Raw genomic sequence first — 12,423 nt, 5'->3', positions numbered from 1 at the left:
CGCTCACCCCTCCACCGGGACGGCCCGCGCGAAGCCACCGTCCACCATCAGGTTCGCCACGGTCTCCAGCTCCGGCGGATTGCCCGCCAGGCGCTCCAGGAACGCATCGAAGTCGTCACCGCACGGCAGCAGCAGCCGGTCCACCCGCTCCTGCACGTTCCAGCCGTCCCGGTCCCGGGCGTCGTCATACGCGCAGAACCACACCGAACCGGTACCGGAACCCTTCACCTTCACCGCGAGCAGACCGCCCTGGACGAAGGCGACACCCAGGAAATCCTTGGTCAGGTGGTCCCGCAGACACTTGTTCACGTACACCAGATCGTTCACGGCCGCCTCCTCGCGCACCGTGAAGAATGGCTGATCGACCAGGAGCCCCAACTGCGCGTCGAGCGCCGCACCGACGGGCGCCGAACCACCCGCCGCCTTGAGGAACGAACGGTACGCACCAGGCAGCCGGTAACCGAGGTCCTCCTCGACCCCCTGCACCTGCTGCTCGGTCACCGCCACGGCCTCCTTCGGCAGCCGGAAGTGCGCGGGCCGCGTCTCCTGCAACGGCCGGGTGCCTCGCTTGTCCTGGTCGACGTCCGTCGCCGCGAGACCCGCGTGATGCCTCAGCAGCGCCTTGACCTCGACCGGGATCAACTCCATGCGTCGACCGCCGGGAACGTGGTGCCACGTCCAGCCGTGCGGCGTCGCGACCGCCGGAATCGTGTCCCACAGCTCATGACCGCTCGCCGCCAGCGCCGCGTTGGCCGAGACGTAGTCCGTCAACCGCAGCTCGTCCACACCGAACCCCTGCGGGGGCTCGGCGATCTCCGCGGCGGCACGCGCGTACGGCGAGAAGTCCGGACTCCCGCCCGCGCCCATCCGCACACCCCCGGGGTGACGGGCCGCACGGACCGGATCCGGGAAATGCACGAGCTGCCCGGCGTAGGCCGCGTTCGGCGGCGCGGCTTGCTGCCCGGGCCGACCTGTCGTCATGGCGTTGCCCCCTGCTGCGTCTGGCTGGTGAGGACCGGCCTGCCCGAGGGGGACGGTCCGCGCACAGCCTATGCGGTGCCGCAAGACCCGGAACCGCCCTGTACCGCCTCCGTCCCGACCGCCCCTCCCATCCGTCACGAACCGTCACAACCGCATGGCGGACGAGCGACGCCCCCACCCCCAGGGCCCTTTCCCGGCCCCCCACTGGCCGTTTCCCACCCCAGGCGCCGTTTCGCCACCCCCGGAGGCCGTTTCCCCGCCCCCCCAGGGCGACACAAACCGCCGTAACCCCGCCCCAGCTTCCCCACCAGCCCGGACATTTGGCAGGCTGTCACCGCAACTCGGGGGCGTGCACACCACGCGGCCACCGCCGCGGGCACGGGAGGGAACAGCGCCATGCACACCGCACGAACAGTCACACCCGCCACCACACCCGGGGATCCACGCCTCAGCTGGAGCAGCACCCGTACCACTCACGCACCCCGGTTGCAGCAGCGCCGCGACGGCATCCTCCCCGCGGTGGCCGCGGCCCTGTCCGTACGCGGCGAGACACTCACCTGCACCGCGGGCAAGGGCGACCAGCCCCCCGTGCTCCACCCCCTGGTGCAGGACTTCCTCGACACCCTCACCAGCGGCCAGCGCGAACGCTTCACCGGCCGCTGCCCCGAGGCCATGCTCCTGTCCCGGCACCTCGCCGCGGCCGAAGCCGCCCGCTCCAAGCGCGCCCGCCGCAAGCCCCTGACCAACGGCGAGGCACGCCGCGCCCTCAAGCACTCCCGCCTCACCGCACGGCACATCCGCGAGGACGGCGACCCCCTGCACGGCAGCTACGCGCCGCCGTGCCGCTCCTGCACGGCGATGCTCGCCCACTTCGGAGTACGTCCCGTCGACCTCGCGACGAACGGGGCGGCGACCACCGCCGAGAAGGGCTGACCACGCGCCGATGCACGACCGAACCGACCTGCCCGGCCAGATGCCCCCCGCGCGCCCCGACCGCCACACCTCGACCCGCTTCCCCGCCGCCGTCGACGGCGCCCTGCGTGCCGCGGGCTGGCAGCCCGGCCGCTGGGACATCCGCCGGGCCGAGGAATGGGCCGACGCCCTGCGCGCCCACCGCTCACCCGCCGGCCACGAGCACGCCGTCTTCCCGGCGGCCGTGGAGGCATGGGCGGAATTCGGCGGACTGCACATCAAGGCCACCGCACCCGGCCGCCAGATCGCACCCGCCCCGGTACGCATCGACCCGATGAGCGGCCTGCACCTCGCCCGCACCCTCGGCGACCTCGGCCGGGCCCTGGAGACCGAGATCAGCCCCCTGGGCGAGGAGGGCGACGGACAGGCGATCCTCGCGATCGACTCCGAAGGCCGCGTCTACAGCGTCGACCACACCGGCGACTGGTTCCTCGGCCCGGACATCGACCAGGCCCTGACCACCCTCGTCACGGGCATCCAACCGGAACGCCTCACCGCGGGCTGAACACCCGCTCGCCGCCCCCTGCGCCACCGGCCCACCTGCCCCCCGCCCGGCCACTCCGCGCCCGGCAAGGCCCGGTCAGCCGGCGCGACACCGATCGGACCGACGCAGCCAGGACCGGACGGGCCCGAGACCCGCTCACACCCACGCGCCCGCGCGCTCAGGCCGACGCGACCCGACCCCACAACCGGACCCACGCGCCCGCGCTCAGGCCGACGCGGCTCCCCGGTCCGGCAGCACCGCCGACACCCGGAAACCCCCCGCGTCCGTCGGACCCGAGACGAACACACCCCCGAGCCCCAGCACCCGCTCCCGCATGCCGACGAGCCCGTTGCCCCCGCTCGGCAACCCGGCATCCGCCGTCGCGGCGTCCGACGGACCGTTCTCCACCTGCATCGCGACCTCCGAGCCGCGGTGCGCCAGCCGTACCCACGTCTTCGCGCCCGCCGCGTGCTTGTGCACGTTCGTCAGCGCCTCCTGCACCACCCGGTACGCGGTCTGCTCGACCTCCGGCGCGTACGGGCGGGCGTCGCCGTCCACCGACAGCTCCACCGTCATACCGGCCGCCCGGGACTCCCCGACCAGCTTCTCCACCTCGGCCAGCCGGGGACCGTCCTCCACCGCCGCCGCATCCGCCGCCGCAGCCGCCGCCCGGCCGACCGAAGCGAGCGGCACCTGCGCCTGCGCGGACCGGGGCACCACCGACTCCCCCGCCCGCAGCACCCCGAGCATCTCCCGCAACTCCGTGAGCGCCTGCCGCCCCATGTCACCGACCAGCGCCGCGTTCCGCACCGCCTTCGCCGGGTCCTTCGGCGCCACGGCCTGGAGCGCGGCGGCGTGCACGACCATCAGGCTCACCCGGTGGGCCACCACGTCGTGCATCTCGCGGGCGATCCGGTGGCGCTCCTCCGTCCGCGCCCACTCGGCCCGCTCCTCGGCCCGGTCGGCGAGCAGCGAGAGCTCCCGTTCCAGCGAATCCGCCCGCTCCCGCAGGCTCTCCATCAGCCGCCTCCTGGCCCCTATGTACAGGCCGAGCAGCACGGGCGGCGCGGTGAGCCCCAACGACATGAAGAGGGAGATCAGCGGGATGTAGCCGTCGGCCGGCCCGAAGTCGGCCTGCTCGGCGACGCTCTGCCGCATCCGTACGTACGTGACGATGAACGTCCCGGCGAAGGACATCCCCGCCAGCACGGCCGTAATCCTGCGCGGCACCTCTGAGGCCGCCAGCGTGTAGAGGCCGACCAGCCCCATCAGGAAGCCCATCTCGGCGGGCGCCGTCGCGATCGCCACCAGCACCACGGCGATCGGCCAGCGCCGCCGCACGACCAGCACGGCCCCCGCGACCAGCCCGAACAGCACGCCGACCGGCACCGGCAGCGCGGCGTCGCGGGCGAAGCCCACACCTTCCAACCCGCACTCCAGCGCCGACAGAAGCGCGAGCCCCACATCCAGTGCGACGCTCCGTCGCCGTCCCCACCACGCATAGCCGCGGGCAGTCGTCCCTGCGGCTTCCCGGTGCTCCCCCGTTGCGGTCATGCCGTCCAGCGTACGGGCGCACGCCCCTCATTTTCGGGCGACCTGGACAGCACGCGTGGCCGTCGAAGGAAGACGGAACAGCCACTTATTGCCCGAAATAGCGAATCGAGCAGGCTTTCGCACCGGACGTCCGCATTCCGGACGACGCTCGGCACATGACGGAAATCACGAGCAAGTACGCCGACTTCGAAGGTCTGCGCGCCCAGGCCGTCGCCCTCCGCCGGGCGGGCCTCAGTCTGCGACAAATGGGCGACCGCCTGCACGTTCACAACAACGACATCCTGAACCGCCTCATCCGGGGCGAGCCCGCCCCGGAGTGGACGAAGCGACCCAACGCCCAGGACGACCTGCGGCAGAAGGCCCGCGAACTGCGACGGCAAGGACTGACGTACGACCAGATCCAGGTGGAGCCGGGCTGCGCGAAGAGCTCAATCTCGCCGCGAGTACGGGACCTGCCGAAGCCGGAGCCGCGCTACACCGATGAGGAGCGCCGGGCACTCATGGACACCGACTTGTCACGTCTACGCGCCGCCCAGGACGATGAGCGCCGAGATCTATCGTCGCGTAGAAGGCACTTGGTACGGCATAGTGTTGGGTGCCAGCCCGGCAAACCAGGGAGATGTCCGGTTCAGTCGGGAATGATCCCCCATGGTGTAATCAGGCAGCACTGCGGTTTTTGGTACCGTCTGTTCAGGTTCAAATCCTGATGGGGGAGCCTCACTCTCGGGCTCCGACCGCCAAGGTCGGAGCCCGTGCGCATGTCCGGACGCGTATCCCCCGCCCGTCCACCCGCCGGCCCCCCACAGGCCCCCCGGTATCCTTCGGATGTCCACCACCCGAAGCCGAAGGGCATTTCCGTGAGCTCCGAACGCCCGGCAGCCGTCGTCGTCCTCGCAGCGGGTGAGGGCACCCGCATGAAGTCGAAGACACCCAAGGTCCTGCACGAGATCGCCGGGCGTTCGCTCGTCGGACACGTCGTCGCCGCCGCCCGCGAACTGGACCCGGCCCATCTCGTCGTGGTCGTCGGCCACGAGAGCGAGCGGGTCACCGCGCACCTCACCGCCGTCGACGACCGGCTGCGCACCGCCCACCAGGCCGAGCAGCGGGGCACCGGCAACGCCGTGCGCGTCGGGCTCGACGAGCTGGGCGGGTCCGTCGAGGGCACCGTGATCGTCGTCTGCGGCGACACCCCGCTGCTGTCCGGCGAGACGCTCGCCGCGCTCTCGGCCACGCACATGGCCGACGCCAACGCCGTCACCGTGCTGACCGCCGAGGTCCCGGACTCCACCGGCTACGGGCGCATCGTCCGCGACCCGGCCACCGACGCGGTCACCGAGATCGTCGAGCACAAGGACGCGAGCGAGGCCCAGCGGGCGATCCGGGAGATCAACTCCGGGGTCTTCGCGTTCGACGGCCGACTGCTCGCGGACGCGCTCGGCAAGGTCCGTACGGACAACAGCCAGGGCGAGGAGTACCTCACCGACGTGCTGTCCATCCTGCGCGAGGCCGGTCACCGGGTCGGCGCCTGCGTCGCCGGCGACCACCGCGAGATCCTCGGCATCAACAACCGGGTGCAGCTGGCCGAGGCCCGGCGGCTGCTGAACCAGCGGCTGCTGGAGCGGGCCATGACCGCCGGTGTGACCGTCGTCGACCCGGCGTCCACGCTGATCGACGTGACCGTGACGTACGAGCGGGACGTGATCGTGCACCCGGGCACCCAGCTGCTCGGCACCACGCACCTCGCCGAGGACGCCGAGGTCGGGCCGAACTCCCGGCTCAAGGACACCCGCGTGGGCGAAGGCGCGCGCGTGGACAGCACGGTCTGTGACGGGGCCGAGGTCGGCGAGGGCGCGACGGTGGGCCCGTACGCCTATCTGCGGCCGGGCACGAGGCTCGGGACGCGGTCCAAGGCCGGTACGTACGTGGAGATGAAGAACGCGACGATCGGCGAGGGCACCAAGGTCCCGCATCTGAGCTATGTCGGTGACGCGACGATCGGCGATCACACCAACATCGGTGCCGCGAGCGTGTTCGTGAACTACGACGGTGTGGCCAAGCACCACACCACGATCGGCTCCCACTGCCGTACCGGTTCGGACAATATGTTTGTGGCTCCCGTCACGGTCGGGGACGGCGTTTACACCGCCGCCGGCTCGGTCATCACCAAGGACGTACCGCCCGGTTCGTTGGCCGTCGCCCGTGGCCAGCAAAGGAATATCGAGGGTTGGGTGGCCCGCAAGCGTCCGGGGAGCGCCGCAGCGCAGGCGGCTCAGACGGCAGCCGCGGAGCACGACAGCGAAAGTTGACCGGAAACAGGTACGCCGTGCACGGCGTACCGTGATAGGTGCTCACCCCATTTCGGCTGGCTCGTCGCACATTGGGACACGTGCGCGGCGCCAGGAACATGTCTGAGGAGACTGTGCTGTGACCGGGATCAAGACGACCGGCGAGAAGAAACTGATGCTCTTCTCCGGCCGCGCCCACCCCGAGCTGGCCGAGGAGGTCGCGCACCAACTGGGTGTCGGTCTCGTGCCGACGAAGGCATTCGATTTCGCCAACGGCGAGATCTACGTCCGCTTCCAGGAGTCCGCGCGCGGCGCCGACTGCTTCCTGATCCAGAGCCACACCGCTCCGATCAACAAGTGGATCATGGAGCAACTGATCATGCTGGACGCGCTGAAGCGCGCGTCGGCCCGCTCCATCACGGTGATCGTCCCGTTCTACGGTTACGCCCGGCAGGACAAGAAGCACCGTGGTCGTGAGCCGATCTCGGCGCGTCTGGTGGCCGATCTGATGAAGGCGGCGGGTGCGGACCGGATCCTCACGGTGGATCTGCACACGGACCAGATCCAGGGCTTCTTCGACGGCCCGGTGGACCACCTGTTCGCGCTGCCGATACTGGCGGACTACGTCGGGGCGAAGGTGGACCGTTCGAAGCTGACGGTGGTCTCGCCGGACGCGGGCCGGGTGCGGGTCGCGGACCGCTGGTGCGACCGGCTGGACGCGCCGCTGGCCATCGTGCACAAGCGCCGTGACAAGGACGTCGCCAACCAGGTGACGGTCCACGAGGTGGTCGGGAACGTCAAGGGCCGGGTCTGTGTCCTGGTGGACGACATGATCGACACCGGTGGCACGATCTGCGCCGCCGCCGACGCGCTGTTCGCGCACGGCGCCGAGGACGTGATAGTGACCGCGACGCACGGTGTGCTGTCGGGCCCGGCCGCGGACCGGCTGAAGAACTCGAAGGTCAGCGAGTTCGTCTTCACGGACACGCTGCCGACGCCGGGCGAGCTGGAGATGGACAAGATCACGGTGCTGTCGATCGCTCCGACGATCGCGCGCGCGGTGCGCGAGGTGTTCGAGGACGGTTCGGTCACCAGCCTCTTCGAGGAGCAGTAGGCACCGGCCGGCGTACGGTCCGGTAGATCCACTTTGGGGTGCGGCCTCCGCGCCGGGTAGACTCTTCGAGTTGCTCGGCGAGGGAGGCCGTACTCATGTGTACGGCGGTCCGTTATCGACGCGCTCTTCGTAGCAGGCCTGTCGTGGGCCGGGTGACCGTTCGTTTTCCGTCACCTCACGAGGAGTGCAGTCATGGCTGAGGTCAAGCTCGCCGCCCAGGTCCGTACCGAGTTCGGCAAGGGTGCCGCCCGTCGCGCCCGCCGCGACGGCCTGGTTCCCGGGGTCGTCTACGGTCACGGTGCCGAGCCGGTCCACGTCACGCTGCCGGGTCACGCCCTGATGATGGCGCTCAAGACGGCCAACGTCCTGATCGGTCTGGACATCGACGGCAAGAGCGCCCTGGTCATCCCGAAGGCCGTGCAGCGCGACCCGCTGAAGGGCTTCCTGGAGCACGTCGACCTGCTGACGGTCAAGCGCGGTGAGAAGGTCGACGTCGAGGTCGCGGTGCACGTCGAGGGTGATCTGGCTCCGGGCAGCAACCTGCTGGAGTACGTGATGAACACCCTGCGCATCCAGGCCGAGGCCACCCACATCCCCGAGTCCGTCACGGTCTCGGTCCAGGGTCTGGACGCCGGTGCGTCGGTGTTCGCCAAGGACATCCCGCTGCCCGAGGGCTCCGCGCTGGTGGACGACCCGGAGGCCATCGTGCTCCAGGTCGTCGCCGCGAAGGCCGCGGAGCCGGCCGCCGGGGAAGAGGGCGCCGAGGGCTGAGCCTCGTCCGCGATGCTTCGCTGACGCTTCACTGACGGGGCGGCGGTTCCCGTGTCCGGGACCCGCCGCCCCGTTTCCCTTTCGATCGGGCCGTCCGGGCCTTCCGGGGTCCGTACCCGTCCCGTGTGCGAGGAGACCGAGCGCAGATGTCCGACGCCACCGCCCCCTGGCTCATCGTGGGCCTGGGCAATCCCGGTCCCGAATACGCGGCGAACCGGCACAACGTGGGTTTCATGGTCGTCGACCTGCTCGCCGAGCGGATCGGCGGGAAGTTCAAGCGGGCGCAGAAGGCGCAGGCGCAGGTGGTCGAGGGCCGTATGGGTCCGCCGGGGCCGTCGAGCCGGCGGGTGGTGCTGGCGAAGCCGATGTCGTACATGAATCTGTCCGGTGGCCCGGTCACGGCGTTGTGCGACTTCTACAAGGTGCCGGTGGAGCGTGTCGTGGCCATTCATGACGAGTTGGACATCGACTACGGGACCCTGCGGCTGAAGCTGGGGGGCGGTGACAACGGGCACAACGGGCTGAAGTCGATGACGAAGTCGCTGGGCGCGGGTTATCACCGGGTGCGGTTCGGGATCGGGCGGCCGCCGGGGCGGATGCAGGTCGCGGATTTCGTGCTGAAGGACTTCTCCTCGGCGGAGCGCAAGGAGCTGGCGTATTTCGTGGACCGGGCGGCGGACTCGGTGGAGTGTCTGCTGGCGGAGGGGCTGGAGCGGGCGCAGAGCGCGTACAACGCCTGACGTTCCCGGTTCGCCGCGCCTGACGTCCGCACTTGCCGTCCGCGCCTGCCCTTCAGGTCTGACGTCCGCGCCTGACGTCCGCGCCTGACACCCCCGGGCCGCGGGCCCGTCGGCCGTAGCGGTCCTGGTCCGGCGGTCGTGGCGGTCCCGGTGGTGCGCAACTGCTGACATTCCCGACGGTAAGCCGCGTATTTCGTCCGCGAGTTGACCGGGCGTGCCGCTCTGACCAAGGATCGCTGCCCATGAAGCGGAGTTCCTCCCCCCGCGCCTTGGTGCATGCCCGTACTGCTGCCATGGGCTGTGTCGTTCTCTTGTTGCTCGCCGCGGGGGTGCGGTCCTCGTGGGATTCGGCGCACCACATCGTTCTGGGCAAGGGTCGTGAGCACGGGGCGATGACCGTGACGGGCTGTGGTGCGGACGTGTGCACGGGTCCGTTCACGCCGTCGGGGCAGGCGGCCGCACGCTCCCGGGTGACGGTCGAGAAGTCGGTCGGGGCGCGGCGTGGTGATCGTTTTCCGGTGGTGGTGCGGCCGGGCACGGATGATGTGGTGCGTGCGGGGGTGGCGGGTTTTCTGCACGCGTGGGTGCCGTTGGGGGGTGCGCTGGTGCTGTCCTCGCTGGTGATCGGGGGCGGTATGCGGCTGTCCCGGATCGGGTGGGGTACGGGGGTGGCGGGGGCGGTTCTGCTGGTGGCGGTGTTCTTCGCGTTGTAGTTCCATGCCGCGATGTCGACGGCGTGGTGCGAGGTCGTGTTGCCGTGGCGGAACCGCCCCCGTGGGGCGGGGTGCCGGTCAGCCGGTGTTGCGCAGGCCGGCGGCGACTCCGTTGACGGTGAGGAGCAGGGCGCGGGCGAGCAGCGGGTCGGGTTCCTCACCGCGTGCGGCTGCTTCGCGCTGGCGGGCCAGGAGGGAGACCTGGAGGTAGGAGATGGGGTCGAGGTAGGCGTCGCGGATGGCGAAGGTCTGCTGGAGGACGGGGCTGGTGCCGAGGAGTTCGGATGCGCCGGTGACCTTCAGGACTTCCTGGACGGTGAGGGCGTGTTCGGCCTCGATGGCGGTGAAGACGTGCTTGAGCTCGTCGGGGACGAGGGTGTCGACGTAGTGGCGGGCGATGCGCAGGTCGGTCTTGGCGAGGGTCATCTCGACGTTGGAGATGAAGTTGCGGAAGAAGTGCCAGTTCTCGTGCATCTCGTCGAGGACGGTGTCGAGGCCGGCTTCGCGCAGGGCCTTGAGGCCGGAGCCGACGCCGTACCAGCCGGGGACGATCTGGCGGGACTGGGTCCAGCCGAAGACCCAGGGGATGGCGCGCAGTCCGTCGAGTCCGGCGCCGGAGTCGGGGCGCCTGGAGGGGCGTGAGCCGAGGTGGAGTTCGGCGAGCTGGTCGACGGGGGTGGAGGCGAAGAAGTAGGCGGGGAGGTCGGGGTCCTCGACGAGCTCGCGGTAGGCGGCGTGGGCGGCGTCGGAGACGGTGTCCATGGCCGCGTCCCAGCGGGCGAGGGCTTCGTCGGACTGTCGGGGCGCGGTGTGCAGGGCGGATGCCTGGAGGGTGGCCGCGACGGTCAGTTCGAGGTTCTCGCGGGCGAGGGCCGGGATGAGGTACTTGTCGGAGATGACCTCGCCCTGTTCGGTGACCTTGATCTCGCCTTCGAGGGTGCCCCAGGGCTGGGCGAGGATCGCGTCGTGGGAGGGGCCGCCGCCGCGGCCGACGGTGCCGCCGCGGCCGTGGAAGAGGCGCAGGCGTACGCCGTAGCGGTGGGCTACGTCGCGCAGGCGGCGCTGGGCGCGGTGGATCTCCCACTGGGAGGTGGTGATGCCGCCGAACTTGGAGGAGTCGGAGTAGCCGAGCATGACCTCCTGGACGTCGCCGCGGAGGGAGACGAGGCGGCGGTAGGAGGGGTCGGCGAGCATGTCGTCGAGGATGACGTCGGCGGCGCGGAGTTCGTCGGTGGTCTCCAGGAGGGGGACGATGCCGATTTTGGCCCAGCCGGCGTGGAGGTCGATGAGGCCGGCCTCGCGGGCGAGGACGGCGGCGGCGAAGACGTCGTCGGCGCCCTGGCACATCGAGATGATGTAGGACTCGATGACTTCGGGGCCGAAGCGTTCGAAGGCTTCCTTGATGGTGTGGAAGACGCCGAGGGTCTTGTGTCCGGCGGGGTCCAGCGGGGCGGGGGTGGGGGCGAGGGGGCGGCGGGAGCGGAGTTCCTTGGCGAGGAGCTTCTGCCGGTAGTCGCGGGGCATGTCGGCGTAGCGCCAGGATTCCTCGCCGAGCCGGTCGAAGAGCTGGCCGAGGGCGTGGTGATGGGCGTCGGCGTGTTCGCGGACGTCCAGGGTGGCGAGCTGGAGGCCGAAGGCGGCGAGGGTGCGGATGGTGCGGTCCATGCGGCCGTCGGCGAAGAGGCCGCCGCGGTGTTCGCGCAGGGAGGTCTGGATGAGTTCGAGGTCGGCGAGGAGGTCGGTGGTGCCGAGGTAGTCGCAGCCGGGGCGGTGGGAGGTGCCGCCGGCGAGGCGTTCGCGGGTGTTGAGGAGCTTCTGTCGGATGCAGGTGGCCTTGAGCCGGTAGGGCTCTTCGGCGTTGAGGCGCTTGTAGCGGGGGCTGATCTCGGGGAGGTGTTCGAGGTCGGCCTGGAGGGAGGTGAGGAGTTCGTCGGTGGCGCCGGTGTAGCGGATGGAGTTGGAGAGCTGGGCGCGCAGGTGGTCGACGAGTTCGAGGGCGTCGGTGATGCCGTGTTCGTGCTGGAGGATCAGGACTTCGCGGGTGACCTCGGGGGTGACGTTGGGGTTGCCGTCGCGGTCGCCGCCGATCCAGGTGCCGAAGGTGAGGGGGCGGGTGCCTGCGGGAAGTTCGACGCCGATGCGTTCGAGTTCGGCGGCGAGGTCCTCCAGCACGTCGCCGACGGCGCCCATGTGGAGTTCGTCGAGGTAGTAGATGGCGTTGCGGGCCTCGTCGGCGGGCTCGGGGCGGACGACGCGGAGTTCGTCGGTCTGCCAGATGAGGTCGATGTTCTCGGCGAGGCGGAGGTCCTGGCGGCGCCGGTCGGCGTCGATGACGGGGGTTTCGAGGAGTTCGGCGATGCGGCGGAGCTTGCCCAGGACGGAGCGCCGGGCGGCCTCGGTGGGGTGGGCGGTGAAGACGGGTCGCACGTTGAGGTGCCTGACGGTCTCGCGCAGGTGCTGCGGGTCGGCGTCCTTGAGGCGGTCGGCGGTGCGGGCGAGGACTCCGCCCTCGGCGGCGCGCCGGTCGCGCATCTCGCGGGCGCGGTGGACCTGCTCGGTGACGTTGGCGAGGTGGAAGTAGGTGGAGAAGGCGCGGACGAGGCGCGCGGCGGTCTGCAGGTCGGTGTCGCCGAGGAGTGCGGCGGCGGCTTCGCCGTCGGTGCGGGTCAGGGCGCGTACTCGTTCGACGAGGTCGAGGAGTTCCTGGCCTTCCTGGCGGACGAGGGTCTCGCCCAGCAGGTCGCCGAGGCGGCGGATGTCGGCGCGCAGCTCGGGGCTGGCGGCGTGGGTCTGGTCGGCACTGCTCACA

The 12,423-nt window shown here is 70.8% G+C and carries 10 protein-coding genes, 1 tRNA gene and 1 pseudogene; 9 read left to right on the top strand and 3 right to left on the bottom strand.

Annotated elements, in window-relative coordinates; translation table 11 throughout:
• Positions 1-3 precede the first annotated feature (3 nt).
• Entirely contained in the window at positions 4-981 is a 978-nt protein-coding gene (locus ACGF2V_RS16840; protein ID WP_362706747.1) for an SMI1/KNR4 family protein, read from the bottom strand.
• Between the two features lie 396 nt (positions 982-1,377).
• Here ACGF2V_RS16840 and ACGF2V_RS16835 point away from each other — a divergent pair, with 396 nt between their 5' ends.
• Positions 1,378-1,914 (top strand): YwqJ-related putative deaminase, encoded by a 537-nt coding sequence (locus tag ACGF2V_RS16835; RefSeq protein ID WP_362618239.1) that lies wholly within the window; start codon positions 1,378-1,380, stop codon positions 1,912-1,914.
• Between the two features lie 10 nt (positions 1,915-1,924).
• The gene (locus tag ACGF2V_RS16830) at positions 1,925-2,458 is read left to right on the top strand and encodes an SUKH-3 domain-containing protein (RefSeq protein WP_362618236.1); all 534 of its coding nucleotides are present in this window, start codon (positions 1,925-1,927) and stop codon (positions 2,456-2,458) included.
• Between the two features lie 204 nt (positions 2,459-2,662).
• On the opposite strand, the gene ACGF2V_RS16825 is transcribed toward ACGF2V_RS16830, so the two are convergent.
• Positions 2,663-3,991, bottom strand: coding sequence for a histidine kinase (locus ACGF2V_RS16825; RefSeq protein WP_362618234.1), 1,329 nt, complete (start codon positions 3,989-3,991; stop codon positions 2,663-2,665).
• 155 nt (positions 3,992-4,146) lie between these two features.
• Here ACGF2V_RS16825 and ACGF2V_RS16820 point away from each other — a divergent pair.
• The 7 genes and pseudogenes from ACGF2V_RS16820 to ACGF2V_RS16790 all read left to right on the top strand — a co-directional run.
• Positions 4,147-4,548 (top strand): annotated as a pseudogene (locus tag ACGF2V_RS16820) (hypothetical protein); the annotation flags it as partial.
• Between the two features lie 85 nt (positions 4,549-4,633).
• Positions 4,634-4,706: transfer RNA gene (locus ACGF2V_RS16815), tRNA-Gln, on the top strand.
• Between the two features lie 142 nt (positions 4,707-4,848).
• On the top strand, positions 4,849-6,297 hold the full coding sequence (gene glmU / locus ACGF2V_RS16810; protein WP_362618232.1) for a bifunctional UDP-N-acetylglucosamine diphosphorylase/glucosamine-1-phosphate N-acetyltransferase GlmU: 1,449 nt from the start codon (positions 4,849-4,851) through the stop codon (positions 6,295-6,297).
• A 118-nt stretch (positions 6,298-6,415) separates the two neighbouring features.
• Positions 6,416-7,390 (top strand): ribose-phosphate diphosphokinase, encoded by a 975-nt coding sequence (locus tag ACGF2V_RS16805; protein ID WP_362618230.1) that lies wholly within the window; start codon positions 6,416-6,418, stop codon positions 7,388-7,390.
• Positions 7,391-7,582: 192 nt separating this feature from the next.
• Positions 7,583-8,161: a 50S ribosomal protein L25/general stress protein Ctc gene (locus ACGF2V_RS16800; protein ID WP_362706749.1), complete on the top strand. Its 579-nt coding sequence runs from the start codon at positions 7,583-7,585 to the stop codon at positions 8,159-8,161.
• Between the two features lie 146 nt (positions 8,162-8,307).
• Complete coding sequence (pth, locus tag ACGF2V_RS16795; RefSeq protein WP_362618225.1) at positions 8,308-8,901, top strand: aminoacyl-tRNA hydrolase; 594 nt, start codon at positions 8,308-8,310, stop codon at positions 8,899-8,901.
• A gap of 242 nt (positions 8,902-9,143) precedes the next feature.
• Entirely contained in the window at positions 9,144-9,614 is a 471-nt protein-coding gene (locus ACGF2V_RS16790) for a hypothetical protein (RefSeq protein ID WP_362618223.1), read from the top strand.
• Positions 9,615-9,692: 78 nt separating this feature from the next.
• Here the strand turns inward: ACGF2V_RS16790 and ppc are convergent, their stop codons facing one another.
• On the bottom strand, positions 9,693-12,422 hold the full coding sequence (ppc, locus tag ACGF2V_RS16785) for a phosphoenolpyruvate carboxylase (protein WP_362618221.1): 2,730 nt from the start codon (positions 12,420-12,422) through the stop codon (positions 9,693-9,695).
• Position 12,423: the final 1 nt, after the last annotated feature.

Origin of the sequence: Streptomyces sp. NPDC047982, from assembly GCF_043204165.1 — a bacterium.
Lineage (GTDB): Bacteria > Actinomycetota > Actinomycetes > Streptomycetales > Streptomycetaceae > Streptomyces.
This window is presented reverse-complemented; position numbering and strand designations above follow the sequence as displayed.